The 17,140-nt window shown below is 40.1% G+C and carries 12 protein-coding genes; 7 read left to right on the top strand and 5 right to left on the bottom strand.

The window, feature by feature from the left end:
• Positions 1-2: 2 nt before the first annotated feature.
• Together H5119_RS00965 and H5119_RS00960 are read right to left on the bottom strand one after the other, a co-directional pair.
• Positions 3-1,004 carry a 4-hydroxyproline epimerase gene (locus H5119_RS00965; RefSeq protein ID WP_182700869.1) on the bottom strand — a complete coding sequence of 334 codons (1,002 nt, stop codon included), beginning with the start codon at positions 1,002-1,004 and terminating at the stop codon, positions 3-5.
• A 3-nt stretch (positions 1,005-1,007) separates the two neighbouring features.
• A complete protein-coding gene (locus tag H5119_RS00960; protein ID WP_182700868.1) occupies positions 1,008-1,922 on the bottom strand; it encodes a dihydrodipicolinate synthase family protein in 915 nt (304 codons plus the stop codon).
• A gap of 339 nt (positions 1,923-2,261) precedes the next feature.
• Between H5119_RS00960 and H5119_RS00955 the strand changes: the two genes are divergently transcribed.
• The 6 genes from H5119_RS00955 to H5119_RS00930 all read left to right on the top strand — a co-directional run bounded on the left by H5119_RS00955 (position 2,262) and on the right by H5119_RS00930 (position 9,893).
• Entirely contained in the window at positions 2,262-3,512 is a 1,251-nt protein-coding gene (locus H5119_RS00955) for an FAD-binding oxidoreductase (RefSeq protein WP_077537851.1), read from the top strand.
• Between the two features lie 179 nt (positions 3,513-3,691).
• A complete protein-coding gene (locus tag H5119_RS00950) occupies positions 3,692-4,909 on the top strand; it encodes a Xaa-Pro peptidase family protein (protein WP_182700867.1) in 1,218 nt (405 codons plus the stop codon).
• 600 nt (positions 4,910-5,509) lie between these two features.
• The gene (locus H5119_RS00945; protein ID WP_182700866.1) at positions 5,510-6,322 is read left to right on the top strand and encodes a hypothetical protein; all 813 of its coding nucleotides are present in this window, start codon (positions 5,510-5,512) and stop codon (positions 6,320-6,322) included.
• Entirely contained in the window at positions 6,323-7,363 is a 1,041-nt protein-coding gene (locus H5119_RS00940) for an extracellular solute-binding protein (protein WP_138586027.1), read from the top strand.
• Complete coding sequence (locus tag H5119_RS00935) at positions 7,363-8,862, top strand: iron ABC transporter permease (RefSeq protein WP_182700865.1); 1,500 nt, start codon at positions 7,363-7,365, stop codon at positions 8,860-8,862. The genes H5119_RS00940 and H5119_RS00935 overlap by 1 nt, the downstream gene beginning before the upstream one ends.
• Positions 8,863-8,876: 14 nt before the next feature.
• Positions 8,877-9,893 carry an ABC transporter ATP-binding protein gene (locus H5119_RS00930; protein WP_182700864.1) on the top strand — a complete coding sequence of 339 codons (1,017 nt, stop codon included), beginning with the start codon at positions 8,877-8,879 and terminating at the stop codon, positions 9,891-9,893.
• Positions 9,894-9,995: 102 nt separating this feature from the next.
• On the opposite strand, the gene H5119_RS00925 is transcribed toward H5119_RS00930, so the two are convergent.
• Together H5119_RS00925 and H5119_RS00920 are read right to left on the bottom strand one after the other, a co-directional pair.
• Entirely contained in the window at positions 9,996-12,770 is a 2,775-nt protein-coding gene (locus tag H5119_RS00925) for a collagenase (RefSeq protein ID WP_182700863.1), read from the bottom strand.
• Positions 12,771-13,574: 804 nt separating this feature from the next.
• On the bottom strand, positions 13,575-14,009 hold the full coding sequence (locus tag H5119_RS00920) for an ATP-binding protein (RefSeq protein WP_077537844.1): 435 nt from the start codon (positions 14,007-14,009) through the stop codon (positions 13,575-13,577).
• Between the two features lie 296 nt (positions 14,010-14,305).
• Between H5119_RS00920 and asnS the strand changes: the two genes are divergently transcribed.
• Positions 14,306-15,703, top strand: a complete 1,398-nt coding sequence (gene asnS, locus H5119_RS00915; protein ID WP_077537843.1) for an asparagine--tRNA ligase — start codon at positions 14,306-14,308, stop codon at positions 15,701-15,703.
• 268 nt (positions 15,704-15,971) lie between these two features.
• Here asnS and H5119_RS00910 read toward each other — a convergent pair whose 3' ends face one another.
• Entirely contained in the window at positions 15,972-17,063 is a 1,092-nt protein-coding gene (locus H5119_RS00910) for an acyltransferase family protein (protein ID WP_182700862.1), read from the bottom strand.
• Between the last annotated feature and the right edge of the window lie 77 nt (positions 17,064-17,140).

Below are 17,140 nucleotides of genomic sequence, written 5' to 3'. Positions count from 1 at the left end.
GATCATATTACTTGAAATCCGAACGCGTACGGATCGTCATCGTCAACAGTTATAGTGCTTGTACCAGTGACACGAGACCAACCACGAATACTGGGTAAAATAGCGGGGATCCCCGCCACTTCGACTATTTTTTCAATACATCCGACGAACTGACTGCCGATATAACTTTCATGAATAAACTCCTCTCCTGGCGTTAACTTACCTTGGCTAAATAGTTGCGCCATACGTGCGCTGGTCCCCGTTCCACATGGAGATCTGTCTATTGCTTTATCACCATAAAAAACAGCATTTGCGGCATGAGAATTTGTATTTTGGGGAGCTCCGCACCAAAGCACATGACTTGCACCTTGTACTGACGGATCGATAGGGTGAATACATTGCACTTTGCTATTAATTGCATCACGTACTCGGGGGCTATGTTTAAGGATGTCTGCGGCGTTAAAATGCTCAATGCCTTTGAAGTTTTTTTGTGGCTCAATAATAATGTAGAAATTCCCACCGTAGGCAATATCAACACTGAGTTCACCTAACTCTGGAACCGTAATACTAATTGATTGGTGAGCTAAATAGGCAGGTACATTGTAAATTTTAACCCACTGCACTTTACCACCTTGCATCAAATAGGTTGCTTGAACACGCCCTGCAGGCGTATCCAGTAATAAAGTTCCTGGTGTTTTTGCCTGTAACAAACCATGTTCAAGCGCAAAAGTAACAATACCTATTGTACCGTGACCGCACATAGGTAGGCAGCCAGAGGTTTCTACAAATAATATAGATGCATCACTGTCCTCGCTGGCTGGTGGGTATAAAAACCCACCCGACATCATATCGTGACCGCGAGGTTCGAACATCAACGATTGACGGATCCAATCATGGTTTTGCAAAAAATCTTGGCGTTTTTCACTCATGCTGTCCCCTCTTAAGTAAGGGTGACCGCTAGTGATAAGCCTAACTGGGTTACCGCATGTGTGACCATCGATGCAAAAAAAAGTGCCTTTGCGCATAACTTAATCCAAATTAAATTTAGTTAGATCGATACGGTTTGCGATCGCTTCATTGTAGAGCTTGGTCACATTTGCTTTTTCGTCAGGGGTTAATGTCAAACGTGGAGCGCGCACGGTCTCAACACCTCGCCCAGCAAGTTGCTCTGCAAATTTAATACACTGTACTAATGTAGGAATAGTATCTAAGCGCAATAAAGGTAAAAACCATCGCCAAATTTCAAGTGCTTCTTGGTATCGACCCATTTTAGCCAAATGGTAAATAGCAACCGACTCTTTAGGAAAAACATTGGTTAAACCTGAAATCCACCCTGTTGCACCAAGCATTAAGCTCTCAAGTGCAATGTCATCAACACCACCAAAAACAACAAATCGGTCACCAAACTCTCGAAATAATTCGGTGATGCGTCGTGTATCGGTAGTCGCTTCTTTTACCGACACTATGTTTGTTTCCTCAGCCAGTACCTTCATTCCTTCAATAGACACATCAACACCATAGGTGACTGGATTGTTGTAAATCATTATTGGCAAAGATGTATTACGCGCTACTTGTTGGTAATGATGGATAGCTTCGCGTTCACTTGAACGATACACCATGCCAGGTAATACCATTAAGCCGTCAATTCCAGCTGCTTGCGCATCTTTTGAAAACTGCACCGCATTCACAGTTGTTGTTTCAGCAACACCAGAAATCAAAGGTACACGTTTACCCACCACTTCTCTTGCCATGCTAAGTACAGCACGTTTTTCATCCGCATTTAAAGAACAGTTTTCGCCAACCGTGCCTAATACAATAATACCGTGGACGCCTTCATTAATTAATTCGTCAATCATTTTTGCTGTGGAGGCAAAGTTTATTGAATCATCCTGATTGAACTGAGTTGTAACTGCTGGGTAAACACCGTGCCAATTTATTTTCATTTTTATTTTCCTATTGAGGTTTTGACTTGATACTATATGCATATTGTATACAATAATCAATATTGCATTTAAAATTAAAAATAATAAGACGTGGTCAACATTTAAATCGATACGCTTTAGTATTTAACCTAACCTTCGGTTAACAAAATTGCTAAACAACTGAATTATAATGTATTTAAATTTACTTTCTCTAGCCAGAGATTGTCAGTGGAAATAAGGCAAATTTACGCGTCAATAGAGAGCACATTGCATTTAATTCAAACAGTTAGCGCTAAAAAAAAGCGGCTTGAGATAGATTTATTAACCAAAGCTCAGGTTATTTAAAAAAGGTAAATTATTTTGATTAAAAAAAACGCCCAAAAAGTAGCTGTTATTGGTGCTGGCATTATAGGTATTTGTACCGCATTGCAATTACAACGTGCTGGATACTCAGTTACCTTATTTGACGAAAAAGGCTTAGCGCAAGGCTGCTCAAAGGGCAATGCTGGGCATTTTGCAATAGAGCAAGTATTTCCATTAGCCCACCCTTCGCTATTTAAAAAATTGCCCAGTATGGTGTTTAACCCATTGGGCGCATTAAGAGTTGATTATCGTTACATGTTAAAGGCATTACCTTGGTTTTGGTTATTCATAAAAAATATGCGAAGTGTAAAATATCGGGCGCATACACAAGCGCTAAAAGCACTCAATGACAATGCCTTGGGGGCGTATGAGCAACTACTTAGTGAATGTGATTTAAATGATTTATTGATAAAAAAAGGCAGCTTGCTAACATTTGAGACAACACCGTTGCATGAGATTGACGCTATGTTAGCGTCTTACAAAGCGCAAGGAATTGCCGTACGCTTGCTTAACAAACACCAATTGCAAACATTAGAGCCTTGTTTATCTACAACAATTAATTATGCATTGTTGTTTGAAGATGCAGCGCACAGTGTTGATCCCCATTTATTTTGTCTGCATTTAGCTGAACAATTTAGTAACATTGGCGGGGCTTTTAGTCAGCAAAAAATTACTGAAATTAAACCTCAACAACATGGATTTGAACTTATATGTCAGCAAAATATCATTACAGATAAAGTAATTATTGCAGCTGGAGCTTGGAGCAAGACTTTATTAAAACCCCTTGGTTACAATGTTCCGCTTGATACTGAACGAGGCTACCATTGTATGCTGGATGTAAAACATAGTTTATCGCGTCCTGTGGCATCAGCAGAGCGTAATTTTATTATGACTCCAATGAGCCAAGGCCTTAGAATTGCAGGCACAGTAGAATTTGCAGGGCTTACTAAAAAAATGAATAATAAACGTGCACTGGCCCTGCTTCCTCATGCTGGAGCATTACTTGCGACAGATAAAGAAGCATTAGCGCTAAACACTACTTGGATGGGTTGTCGGCCATCGTTACCCGACTCTTTACCTGTTATTGGCAGCGCGCCAAAGCATGAAGGTCTTTATTTTGCTTTTGGTCATCAACATTTAGGTTTAACTCAAGGAGCTATAACTGCTGAATTAGTAACAGCACTGTGCTTAAATAAAACCCCCAAAATTAACTTACAACCTTATTGTATAAGCCGTTTTACGGCGTAACCTGCTTATATACAGGGTTTATTTAATAATAAAAATTGCACTAGAACTAAGAAAAATTTTATAACTTGTTGTTCTAAATTAAAATTACAACAAAGTTATAGAGCAATTTAACTCGTTAAATTGCTCAAATATTTATACCGATTGGTATAATACATACTGCACAAAAAAAGAGAGTAACTATGACAACATTCGGTATTGCGACCCAATCTAAAGAACAAGCCCTTGCTAGTCTAAACGACATGACCGGTAACTTATTACCCATCCAAACAGATGAATATTTAGCACGTATAGCCACTGCGCAAAAATACATGCAGGCCAATAATATTGATGCTATTTACCTCAATGCTGGCACAAACCTAACTTATTTCACGGGAATGCGTTGGTATGCTAGTGAACGTATGGTGGGTGCAATACTACCTGCTAAAGGCGAGGTGCAATATATAGCTCCTTATTTTGAGATTGGTTCATTAAACGGCTTTAAAGTGATTGAAGGCCCGATCCGTGGCTGGCAAGAACATGAAAGCCCATACAGTTTATTTGTAAATATGCTCTGTGAAATGGGTATAGACCAAAGCGGTACTATTGGCATTGATGAAAGCGCACAATTTTTTATTTTTGATGGTATTAATAAAGCACAAACAGGACTAAATTTAATTAATGCACAACCCGTAACGGCGCATTGTCGTATGCACAAATCGGCCAATGAACTAGCACTCATGCAACGCGCGATGGATATGACATTAGCCGTTCACCAAGCAACAGCAAGCATGCTTTATGAAGGTATTAGCACTGTTGAAGTTGAAGACTTTATAAAACAAGCTCATCAAAAGGTAGGCGCACCAGGTAACTACTTTTGCATTGTTTTATTTGGTGTAGCAACCTCTTTTCCACATGGCGTAAAAGATCCTCAACACCTCAAAAAAGGCGACATGGTACTCATCGATACCGGTTGCAAAGTACATGACTATATTTCAGATATTACCCGTACATACGTTTTTGGTGAAGCAACGCCACGACAACGCACATTTTGGGAGTATGAAAAAGCGGCCCAAATTGCGGCTTTTGAAGCGGCTAAAATAGGTGAGCCTTGCGAAAATGTTGATATTGCCGCCCGTAGCTACTTAGCGTCACACAATTTAGGTCCTGAATATCAAACGCCAGGCTGCCCTCACCGAACAGGCCACGGCATTGGTTTAGATATCCATGAATGGCCATATTTGGTCGGTGGTAATAAAACACCACTTGGCGAAGGTATGTGCTTTAGTAATGAGCCAATGCTGGTTGTGCCAGATGAATTTGGTGTTCGATTAGAAGATCATTTCTACATGACGAGCCAAGGCCCACAGTGGTTCACTCAACCAAGTCACAGCATCGATGATCCGTTTGGTTTGAATTAATAATCTAAACTGTGAATAATAAATCTATCCCAAGCAGCTATTTTCAAGTGCTAACGGCGTTTAATTTACTAAAAGTCTTAGATTAGAAATAAATTTAATATAGTTCAATACGTTAGTGAATATATCAACATAAGTTTAGGTTAAGCAGTTTGCTCTATATACTGCGTGTAATCTTACGCGCAGTACTTACTACACAATACTACCTCAATATTTACCTCATACTTACTTTTACTAAGTTAACCTGAACTCTGGATAATAAATCTATCTCGAGCAGCTATTTCCAGCGCTAACTGCGTTGAATTTACTTGCAATAGGCCCGCTATTGACGCGTAAATTCGCCTTGTTTTCACTGAAAATCTCTGGCTAGAGAAAATAAATTTAAATATCTCCATGATTCAATACGTTAGTAAATCTCTTAACCAGAGTTCAGGTTAAGTTATAAATCCTATGAGCAGATAGAAGGATTCCCTCAGCATAGTTAAATGCGCATAAACAAAGGTAAAAATCTAATAGGTGTGATTTAGGTCTGTTGATTTTAGTGACCGTTACGGATATGATAATACCTATCATTTACAATTACCTTTTTTGGATCTCCTTGCTATGAATTTATTATTTAAACCAGCCAAAACGTTAGGTGTAAGCCTTTTACTCGCCTCTGCATTTATGGCTCAACCGGTACTCGCTAACGGCCCTATTGGCGAGCATGTTAATCATCTTCAAGCTAACCTTAAAAGTTACGCAGAAGAAGTAGAATGGATGGTAGGCAAAGTTGATACCATGGTAAGCGACTACGATACTAAAGGCGCAAAATCGGTAAAAACAGATGATTTAATTGAATATTGGGAGTCTGTTAAGTTTCACAGTGCAATAGAAACCAACTTTGTACCAGTATACGCTTCTATTTGGCAAGGTCTTTATGGCGTAAAAATGGCCATTGATAATAAGCAGCCTACTGAGGAAGTTCGTAAACAGCAAAAAGCGATGAACATAGCCTTGTGGCAAGGCCTTGGGGCTGTTAAGCTTGCTGCAAAATTCCAGCAAAAAGGCTTGTTAGACACTGTAAAAGCAACCGCTACAACTCAAATGACACAAAGTGCCACCATTGATGAAATTAAGCACAAATTAGACCGTGTAGTAGCTAAATTTGCTGAGCGTTTACGAGACGAAGCCACTGAAATTGTTCACGATACTTATCTGCACTTGTTTGAAGGCGTTGAAGGTACTCTTATTGGACAAGATGCAAAACTAGTTGAAGTGCTGGAAAAAAACTTTAACGTGACACTGCCACAAGCCATTAAAAACAGCAAAAGCGTAGATGAAGTACGCGATGTGATCAGTGACATGCAAACAAAATTAGACCGCGCTAAGGTTTTAATAGAAAAAGCCGAAAAAGCACGTAAGGATGTATTTTAAGTGAAGCGTAGGACCTTTATTCAAGGCCTAGCTGCGTTAGGGGTGGTTGGCTCATTGCCACTGCCTCTTTCTCGTGCGCTAGCCGCTGATATAGCAAACCCTGTTTCTGTTGACGATTTACCAAAGCTTAAAGGCGAGTTAACACTTTATTTAGGCCGAGGCGAAGGGGGTTTGTATGAAAACGTATTACAAGCAATCCAGAAAAAAAATCCAGACTTTAAACTCGGTATACGCCGAGGTCCTACTGCTGCTTTAGCAAACACCATTGTTGCAGAAGCTAAAGCTGGCGTTCGCCGCGCTGATTTATTTTGGGCGGTTGATTCAGGCGCGATTGGTTTAGTAACCGATGCTGGCCTTGCACAACCTATCCCTAGTGATTTATCTGCTCAGTTACAACCACAATTTAGATATAAAGAGTGGGCTCCAGTAACTGGCCGTATTCGTACATTGCCATATAACACATCGCGTTTAACTAAAGATCAAATTCCAACAAGCATTATGGACATTGCCGACAGCGATTTAAGTATTGGTTGGGCGCCCGCCTACGCTTCTTTCCAATCGTTTGTAACCGCAATGCGAATTTTAGAAGGCAACGACAAAACCGCTAAGTGGCTTAAAAAGATTCAAAAACGTGCTAAAACATACGCTGGTGAATTAGGTGTTGTTATGGGCGTTGAACGCGGTGAAGTAGATATTGGTTTTGCTAATCACTATTACACTTTGCGTTTAAAATCAGGTAAGCCTGATGCTAAACTTGATTTAGCGTTTACGCAAAATGATGCGGGCTGTTTAGTAAATGCGTCGGGTGTATTAGCGCTTAACGACGATCCGCTTGCAACTAACTTTATGCGTTACTTACTAAGTAAAGAAGTACAAGGTTACTTAGCCAGTGAAGCTTACGAAATTCCGTTAGTAAATGGTATTACCCAACCTGAGGGTTTACCGTCACTTGCTAATATTTCTCCACCCAAAGTAGATTTGACACAACTTGCTGATTTACGCCCTACTATAGATTTGATGCGTAGCAGCGGCGTATTGTAATGAAAATACCAGCCTCTTACCCAATGGCGCTGCTTGCAGCGCTTATTACGCTTACCCCTGTTTATATATTAATTACGCTTGCGAGCGATACAAGTTCAGTATTTGACAGCCATAATCTTCAAATTTTAGGTAACACATTATCGTTAATGGGTTTAACGGTACTCGGATCTATTTTAATTGGTGTGCCACTGGCGTTTATTAGCGCGTATGTGCATTTGCCATTTAAAAAACTCTGGCTAGTTGTATTTGCGGCGCCGCTGGCAATCCCCAGTTATATTGGCGCGTTTACACTTTATGCTGCTTTTGGCCCCGGAGGCGAAATAAACACCTTAACAGGAATAGAAACACCATCAATGTATGGCCTAACAGGTGCCGCTATTGTAATGACGCTGTATACCTTTCCGTTTGTAATGATGACAACTCGCTCATCTTTACTGAGCCTTGATGCAAGCATGGTTAATGCTGCACGAACGCTTGGAATGTCGATGACGCAAAGTATATTTAAAGTTATATTACCGCGCGTAGTTAACGGTATTGCAGCAGGCTCATTGTTAGTCGCGCTTTATACGTTATCAGACTTTGGCACGCCCGCAATGATGCGCTTAGATACCTTTACCCGCGTAATTTATGTTGAATACAACGCCTTTGCGTTAGGGCGCGCTGCCATGCTTTCACTGCAACTGATGGTGATTGTTGGCTTTTTACTTTTAGTTGAATCACAAATAAAAACCGCGCCTGAACGCCAAGGCCGCCCGTTAATTTTATTTCCAAGTAAATTACAACTAAGTGCGCTGTTTGTTACGTTTGCCCCTATTTTACTACTCGCGATCGGCCTACCTTTGGCTATATTTTCACTTTGGCTAGCACGAGATGGTTTTAGCTCGTTTGATTTTAGCATTGCGTGGAACTCAACGTATGCATCGCTCATTGCCGCAATTGTCGCTGTGATAGTGGCCATTCCAGTAGCGCATGCCGCACTTAGCGGCAAAGCGGGTCGCATAATGGAACGTGTTACTTACTTTGGCTTTGGTATCCCGGGTATAGTAATGGGCACAGCCCTTGTTTACGGTGGTTTGCAATTGCCGTTTTTGTATCAAACACTGGGATTGCTTATTATTGCTTATATGCTGCGATTTTTACCGCTTGCAGTAGGCTCAATCAGAACAAGTACCGAGCACTTAGATCCAAGCTTAGTAAAATCAGCTCGCGTACTTGGCGCAAGCCCACGCGAAGCGTTTACTCGCATAACACTGCCTTTAACTATGCGCGGTATTATTGCCGGTGCTGCACTGGTATTTTTAGAATCAATGCGTGAGTTAGAAGCTACCCTACTGCTTGGTCCAACCGGCTTTGAAACCCTCTCAACTTATTTATGGCGTGTATACGAGGCGGGCTATTTTGGCCGTGCCGCTATTCCTGGATTATTGTTAGTAGTGATATCTGCCTGCGGCTTAGCTATTATGATGTCTGGCGAAAAACGCAACCAGTTTGAACATTAAGGATTTAAAAAACAATGCTATCTGTAAGTCAGTTGTCTATAGATTATGGCAGTAACCGCGTAGTAAGCGATTTAAACTTATCGCTGGGTGAAAACGAAATCCTTATGCTTGTAGGGCCAACAGGTTGTGGTAAAAGTACAATTTTACAAGCGCTAGCTGGTCTTATACCCATTAGCGAAGGCGAAATAAACACGGACAAATGGCGCGCGACACCTAAATTAACAATACCTCCTGAAAAACGCAGTGTTGGTATGGTATTTCAAGACTTTGCGTTATTTCCGCACTTATCTGTGCAGCAAAATATTTGCTTTAGGTTAAAAAATACAGCCCCTGCCGATCATTGGATAAACCTACTTGGGCTTGATGATTTTAGAAATAAAAAACCAGCAACGCTTTCTGGCGGACAAAAACAGCGCGTCGCACTTGCGCGCACCCTTGCCCACCAGCCTGACTTCGTATTACTTGACGAGCCACTTTCTAATTTAGATGCAGCCCTTAAAGACATGCTTCGTTGGGATATCAGAAACGCACTTAAAGCCGCTGGCGTACCTGCAATTTGGGTAACACACGACCAAGAAGAGGCGCTGTCGGTTGGCGATCGCGTAGGTATTCTAAAAGGCGGGAAAATTCAGCAAATAGATGCACCGGAGCGCTGTTTTAGTACACCAAACAATCGCTTTGTCGCACGCTTTTTAGGTGAAGCCAGCTTTATTAGTGGACAATTTAGCCAAGGACAAGCCACTACCTCAATTGGTAATGCACCCGCTCATGGCGTTGACTGTGACAATGGCGATGTTGACGTACTGCTTCGCCCTGACGATGTACTGCTTGTACAAAGCAGTGTGGGTAATAATGGTGAAGTAATTTGGGTACGTTTTGAAGGGGGTAGCCGCTTATGCGCTGTAAAATTGGCCTGCTCTACCATTGTAACTAGCCGAGTAAGCCATGAGGTTGTTGTTAATCCAGGCGACCAGGTTCATGTATCACTAAGTACATCACATCCGCTTGCAGTGTATAAACGTAAGCAGTAAAACAATTACTAGCAATAAAAAAAGCCCATTTTCATGGGCTTTTTGGTTATTTATTAGTAAATATCTTAACCAGAGTTCAGGTTAGTTAAGTATTTAAAACGCCTATCGACAACCTTGGCTGTTAAAATCAACAACTAAGCTTGCACCAGTACTGTTACCTGCAACCTTTAAGTACCCCCAGTATTCATCCTGACTTGAAATATAAATACACTCGTCATTACCTGCATTATTTGATTGAGCAGATTCATTATTTGTATTCGGCCAACCGCTACTTGCGAAACTTAAACTAATGTCACCACTACCATTTGAAGTCGTGATCGCAACGCCGTTTTGGCTTTTTATATCAGCGATACTGAACCATAGCGGGCCACTGTTACCTAAACAAATAACCTCGCCATCTTCTAAACGACCACTACTGCGACTACCTTGAGTAGAGCAAGCATCGGGGACATTGCTGCTACCAGCATTGTACGATGCAGTAAGCTGAACGTTATCAAATGAATTATAACCATTGACCATTATTTTATAAGTACCCACTTGTGCTGGATTTATTGTGCATTTCTCTGTGTTGCCACCAACATACGGACGACAGTCATAACTGCTTGTCGTCGGGGTTGTTTCATAGCTCACATATAAATCGGCATCGCCTGTGCCCCCGTTTAAATTAAATGTGAGATCAGTTGCTCCCTGAGGCACATTGAGAGTGAAATATAATTGTTCATTTTGATTACCTGCAATAATACGGCTCTGTCCATTTACAAGCTCCTCATCCCCAGAGCTATTATCATTTTCAACCATTACTGTAGATGTGACTGTTTGGCCTAACCCTTTATCATCAAGTACAGTTAATGAGACAGTGTACTGACCTGCGCTTGTATATGTATGAGCTGGATTTGCTTCATTGCTACTCCCGCCATCACCAAAACGCCATTGATAACTCGCAATCTCGCCATCGCTGTCAGTACTTCCATTGCTTGAAAAGTTAATTGCTGCGTTTTTAACACCAGAGTAAGGACCGTTTATTTTTGCTGTAGGCGGTGCATTTGTTGTTGTACCTGCCACCAAATCATCACACCACTGCACAAATTCACTTTCATAGCGATTAGCCCATTGGACCGTTTTAGCTTTGTAAGCACTCCAGTTACCACTGCGGGTGTCTGTAAGCATACTGTCAACATCGTCGCCATGGCGTTCAAACATAAAGCGAACCGCTAAATAACCCCAGCGGTAAATACGGTCTTGATCAAATCCATCATAATTGGTTACAAAGATTTGCGCTAAGGTATAACGAGATCCATCACTGATTGTATTTTTAGCCGCTTCGTTGTCATCTTGATTAGCAATATATTCTGCGACACCTTCAGACCACCACACTATTTCCTCTGTTGGTGAGTTAAAATTACCATACAAGTCAAAGCGACCATCTAAATAATGCACATATTCATGCTCTAAATTCCACACATAATGCTCTGCATTAGCGTAGCTTGCTTCATAGGCAATAAAATTAGCTTGATTTCCTACCACTGAAGGGTCGCCTTCTAAATACATCCCTCCGTTATTAGTGTCGATGCCAAAAATAGCTTTTGCATATTTACTATAATCGCCATTACTATCAAAAATATTAACTTGTAAAAAACTATTGTTATCATCAGCAACAGGAGTCAAATTGGTACTTAGTTTATTGTGGAAATAGCCCTCTTCAGCACCCATTGCATCACATGCCGATGCATGTTGGATTGCAGTCATATTTTGCGATCTAATTTTAATCGTACTGCTACAACTGTAACTCTGAGCTAATACCTGTTGCGTTAATTGCTCTGCAAAACCACAAATATTATAAAGACTACATTCGGCGTAATAACTCACTGAATCAGCTGCGGCAAGCCAAACAGCATCACCAAAGCCAAAGCTATTATAAGTGCTAAAAATAGCTTTAACGCCTTTATCTACCTCACTTTGAATAGCGGTCTCAGAATATTTTTTTAACCGTGCGAGCTCACTTGCGGCATTTACGATTAAAAATTCAGCATCAGAATCTATCATCCACTGCTTTTGTGTAAATGCATTAAGCTTTACAACCAAATCAACATCCGTTGCAACCGCAGCTACATAAGCGTCATTCCATTGCCCTCTATAAAGCAATGTAAAAATGCCATTAATGGCTCCTCGCATATTCCATTTTGCCGCATAACTTTCGTTAAAGCGCGTAAGCCACTCCTTAACAACGGGTAAGTAGCGGTGTTGCTGCTCTGCACTATCCATTGTAATGATCACTTCATTGAGCGTTTTACCGTGCCCGTCATTGTCGTCATAAAAATGGCTATTATTTACAAATGCGTCAATAGCATCGACTACTGCAGGTGTAACCCACGAACTAAAACTGATGTTATCGTTGTAAAACTCTGCGTAAAAGCCAGTACGCAAATACAAAAACAATGCTTGTAAATCGGTATCACCACCACCTGCATAGGTTTGAGAAAGAGATTTAGCATGATTGGCTACCGCAAACATTTTTTCAGAAGTGAACACCTGACTTTGTATGGAGCTCGACGCGCTAAATAACTCATTTATACACGCGCTACCCTGGGTTTTAATTTCATTGATAATATTTGAAGAATTCGCAGACGCCAGCGCATTTAAATCACAGTTGGCCATAATCGCTTGAGAGCTCAGCATTACATTGTTTAGCTGTTGGGGCTGTACTTTTACACGGGCAATTGGCGCTCTTTCGTTATGATTGTCCTCAACACCATGGTGATGAACACGCTCAATAACTGCAGCGTGTGGTGTAAATAAGCGTTCATGTGTTGTGTTTGCAAGCGCAAGAGAGCTTGATCCTAGTATCGGTAACGCAATAATCAATATATTAAGTTTCATAATGTACCTTCGATAATTTGTGTCTCAATCCAGAACGGGTTACTGAGTGAAACATTTGTAACATTTAATTATCATTGCATACAATATAATTTATATTCTATTAATGCATATAAATATATTAGTTTTACATAAGGCAATAAAAGCAATTCTTTTGGATTGATTTATTATTGCAAAAAATAAGAAAGTCTTATATAGCGTGAATTCTGCTTAGGATGATTATTAACATATTAATTTAATATGTTAATGCTTTTTTGAAACTCTAAAACGAAGATATTAAGAATAAAAATGAAATTGACTTAACCTGAATTCTGGTTAAGAGGTTTACTAATATTGAACCATGATGATATCTAAATTTATTTTTCGCTAGTCAGAGATTTTTAGTGAAAAAAGCGGAGTTATGCGTTAATAGCGAGCTTATTGCAAGTAAATTTAACGAAGTTAGCGTCAGATTTAATCCCTCAAATTGAGTCAGTATTATTGCAAATTGGTAACAGGTCGTTTAAATGAAAGACGTTTTTCTAATGTAACATACCGCTATTGCATATATCCTTGGGGCGTGTTGACCTTTGATAGTTGAATTTTCAGCAGTGTGTTTGGTATTTAAGCAAAGCCTATGATGTGTTGTTGTCCCCCATAAATAGGCGATAACGCAGCGTAATGCCAAACATGCGCCGCGATTCAACACGCCCTAGAGTAGCAAACAATTTTGGCAGTTAATATTAATAGCTACATCAACGATGTTATGATGAGTTCGCACTTTGTATAGCAAATCGTTTATCTAATTAATTTATGTATAATAATTACTTACCACTCAAACATATACGCCATTTTGCTAATCGTTTTAAGTGGGATGTGATGAGAGTTGCGTTTAGCGTATAAGTGCTGCATAGATTTGTCTTTCACTTCACCGACAATCACTTCTTTTACTTGATAACCTAAAGCAATAGCGGCTTGCGAATACGCTACAAATTCCCACTTTTTAATATTGGTATTATCTACAATTACCAAAGGTGTGCCTTGAGCAAGTGCGCTTATAAAACGCGCTAAATTCAGATTATGAAATTGCGGTAATTTAAATTTATCAAAATGATACTCACCCTGTTCATTAATAAAATAATCATCCGTTGAGCATATAAGGTACTGGCTTTCGTCAGCTCCCCCTAGTTCGTCAGCAAGATTCTGCGCATAATAAGACTTACCACTTCCTGGTAGCCCTCGTAATATAAAAACTTGTTTCATAGCATCGATTTTTTAAGTGTGAAAAACATAAATTTGATTTGTTCGTCAATAATGCCACAAAATCACTAAATATAAGAGTAACAAATAACAATAGTGTTAATAAACCGCTTAAAACTGCTTAAAAATAAAGCGCATGCATAAAAACTTTTAAAGAGTTGCCCACAATAGTTTTTTTATTTAACTTTACTAGGTAAGATACAGGGTTCAAGTGCAGCACCGTTTATGGGCAATTTATGCCAATGTGCTGCGCACAGTTAAATAAAAATAGTTAGGCAACTTATATCATTGGAGTGAAGATGAGCCATTTAGCGATTTCAGAGCTATTAAAAGGCAATGTTGCGGTAGACAGCCAAGTAACAATTAAGGGCTGGATCCGTACTCGCCGCGATTCAAAAGCAGGAATTTCATTTTTAGCCGTTCATGACGGTTCGTGTTTTGATCCTATTCAAGCGGTAGTTCCTAATTCACTGAATAATTATGATGAAGTTACTAGCTTAACAGCCGGTTGTTCTGTGTCGGTTACTGGTGTTTTAGTACAATCTGCTGGCCAAGGTCAATCTTACGAAATTCAAGCTAATACTGTGACTGTGTTAGGTTGGGTAGAAAACCCAGATTCATACCCAATGTCGGCAAAGCGCCACAGCATTGAGTACTTACGTGAGCACGCTCACCTTCGCCCTCGTACAAATATGATTGGCGCGGTAACTCGTGTACGTAACTGTTTAGCGCAAGCTATTCACCGTTTTTACCACGAGCAAGGTTTTTATTGGATCAGCACACCAATCATTACGGCCAGTGACTGTGAAGGCGCGGGTGAGATGTTCCGTGTATCAACGCTTGATATGCAAAACTTACCGCTTACAGACAAAGGCGATGTTGATTACAGCGAAGATTTCTTCGGTAAAGAAGCATTTCTTACTGTATCTGGCCAGTTAAACGGTGAAACGTACGCCTCTGCAATGTCAAAAATTTATACGTTTGGGCCTACGTTCCGCGCAGAGAACTCAAATACATCTCGCCACCTTGCAGAATTTTGGATGGTCGAGCCTGAAGTTGCGTTTGCTGATTTAGAAGATATCGCAAAACTTGCTGAAAACATGCTTAAATACGTGTTTAAAGCCGTACTTGAAGAGCGCCGTGATGACATGGAATTTTTTGCACAACGTGTAGAAAAAACCGCAATTACGCGTTTAGAAGAATTTGTAGATAAAGATTTTGCACAAGTTGATTACACCGACGCTGTAGAAATCCTTAAAAACTGTGGTAAAAAGTTTGAGTACGCTGTTGAATGGGGTGTAGATTTACAGTCTGAGCACGAACGATACCTTGCAGAAGAGCACTTTAAAGCACCAGTAGTTATTAAAAACTACCCACGTGATATTAAAGCATTTTACATGCGCCAAAACGAAGACGGTAAAACCGTTGCCGCAATGGACGTAGTAGCACCGGGCATTGGTGAGATCATTGGTGGTTCACAACGTGAAGAACGCCTAGATGTACTTGATGCACGCTTAGAAGAAATGGGCTTAAACAAAGAAGATTACAGCTGGTACCGCGATTTACGTAAATACGGTAGTGTGCCGCATTCAGGCTTTGGTTTAGGCTTTGAACGCTTAGTTGCTTATGTAACAGGTATGGGCAACGTGCGTGACGTTATTGCCTTCCCTCGTACTAAAGGCAGTGCAACTTACTAAATCCTTATTTAGTAATATTAAATAAAAACCAACTTACGAGTTGGTTTTTTATTGTTCATAATAAATTATTTAACCTGAGCTCTGGTTAAGAGATTTACTAACGCATTGAATTATGGTGATATTTAAATTTATTTTCTCTAGCCAGAGATTTCCAGTGAAAATAAGACGAATTTACGCGTCAATAGCGGGCCTATTGCAAGTAAATTCAACGCAGTTAGCGCTGAAAATAGCTGCTCGAGATAGATTTATTATCCAGAGTTCAGGTTATTTAGATTTTTATAAATATACGCCGTTTATGAAGCACCTTTGCTATCAGCCAAAAGCCCACAACGTGTAACAGCGCGTAAACCAATGATGCCAATTTTGCGGTAAATATTAACGCTAAATGTTGATATAACCAATCATCTAGAGTTAACTTCCCTATGCTTACCAACGCATAGCTCATTACCCATACTCCAGAGAGCACATAGATAAACAACGGATTTGAGCCATAAACAATCAACGACTCAACAATAGCAGGTGGTTTTACTATGTCGCAAAGCCAGACAAAAAAAGCTAATGTTATACAGGCAATACCTGATGTGTAAATAACATAGGTGCTTGTCCATAATGATTTATTAATTGGCATAATAATATCGCCTAGCTGTGCGATGATAATCCCTGCTGCGCCAATTAAAACGAGGCGTTTTATACTTGTCCATTTGTTTTGAGTATTAACTAATAGGCGAGTAGTCTCAAAACCTAGTAATACACTTACGATACTTGGGATGGTGCTCAATAACCCTTCTGGTTCAAAAGCAAGCCCTTTGCCTTGCCATAAATGCGACTCACCCAGTACGGTAATATCCACCAACCTAACGACGTTGTACTCTAGCGTGTATGCTTTTTCTGCGCCTACGCTTAATAGCAATAGCAATAGCAATAGCCAATAAAGTACTAACACAATAAGCGATAGCGTTAATATCCCATTTCTATTTAGCACGAGCACACACAAAGACGCGAAAATGTAGGCTATGCCAATACGTTGTAATACACCGAGTATTCTTAAATTTTCGAGGTTGCTGATAAATGGGTAATAATTTAAGACCAAACCTATAGCAAAAATAATTACGCCGCGCTTTATAATCCGTAAAACCTGCTTTGAATTACCTAAATGGTCAGATTTATTGAATGAAAAAAACATTGCAGAGCCAATCATAAACATAAAAAATGGAAAAATAACATCCGTTGGTGTACACCCATGCCAATCGGCATGAAGTAAAGGTGCATACACGTGGGACCACGATCCCGGTGTATTTACCAGTATCATTAATGTGATGGTTAACCCCCGCATAGCATCAAGCGCTTTATACCTTGCCATTGTATGGCTCCTACTTATATTTTACATTCTCAAAATGACAACGTTGTCACTATAATATGAAAAAAAAGCCGTCGAAT

The organism is Pseudoalteromonas sp. SG45-5, from assembly GCF_014164085.1.
Taxonomy (GTDB): Bacteria; Pseudomonadota; Gammaproteobacteria; order Enterobacterales; family Alteromonadaceae; genus Pseudoalteromonas; species Pseudoalteromonas aliena.
This window is presented reverse-complemented; position numbering and strand designations above follow the sequence as displayed.

What these genes read in the sequence shown, in the direction of transcription:
- H5119_RS00945 (WP_182700866.1), top strand. Translation starts at nt 5,510, where the DNA reads ATGAATTTATTATTTAAACCAGCCAAAACGTTAGGTGTAAGCCTTTTA.
- H5119_RS00930 (WP_182700864.1), top strand. Translation starts at nt 8,877, where the DNA reads ATGCTATCTGTAAGTCAGTTGTCTATAGATTATGGCAGTAACCGCGTA.
- H5119_RS00950 (WP_182700867.1), top strand. Translation starts at nt 3,692, where the DNA reads ATGACAACATTCGGTATTGCGACCCAATCTAAAGAACAAGCCCTTGCT.
- H5119_RS00965 (WP_182700869.1), bottom strand. Translation starts at nt 1,004, where the DNA reads ATGCGCAAAGGCACTTTTTTTTGCATCGATGGTCACACATGCGGTAAC.
- H5119_RS00925 (WP_182700863.1), bottom strand. Translation starts at nt 12,770, where the DNA reads ATGAAACTTAATATATTGATTATTGCGTTACCGATACTAGGATCAAGC.
- H5119_RS00920 (WP_077537844.1), bottom strand. Translation starts at nt 14,009, where the DNA reads ATGAAACAAGTTTTTATATTACGAGGGCTACCAGGAAGTGGTAAGTCT.
- H5119_RS00960 (WP_182700868.1), bottom strand. Translation starts at nt 1,922, where the DNA reads ATGAAAATAAATTGGCACGGTGTTTACCCAGCAGTTACAACTCAGTTC.
- asnS (WP_077537843.1), top strand. Translation starts at nt 14,306, where the DNA reads ATGAGCCATTTAGCGATTTCAGAGCTATTAAAAGGCAATGTTGCGGTA.
- H5119_RS00935 (WP_182700865.1), top strand. Translation starts at nt 7,363, where the DNA reads ATGAAAATACCAGCCTCTTACCCAATGGCGCTGCTTGCAGCGCTTATT.
- H5119_RS00910 (WP_182700862.1), bottom strand. Translation starts at nt 17,063, where the DNA reads ATGGCAAGGTATAAAGCGCTTGATGCTATGCGGGGGTTAACCATCACA.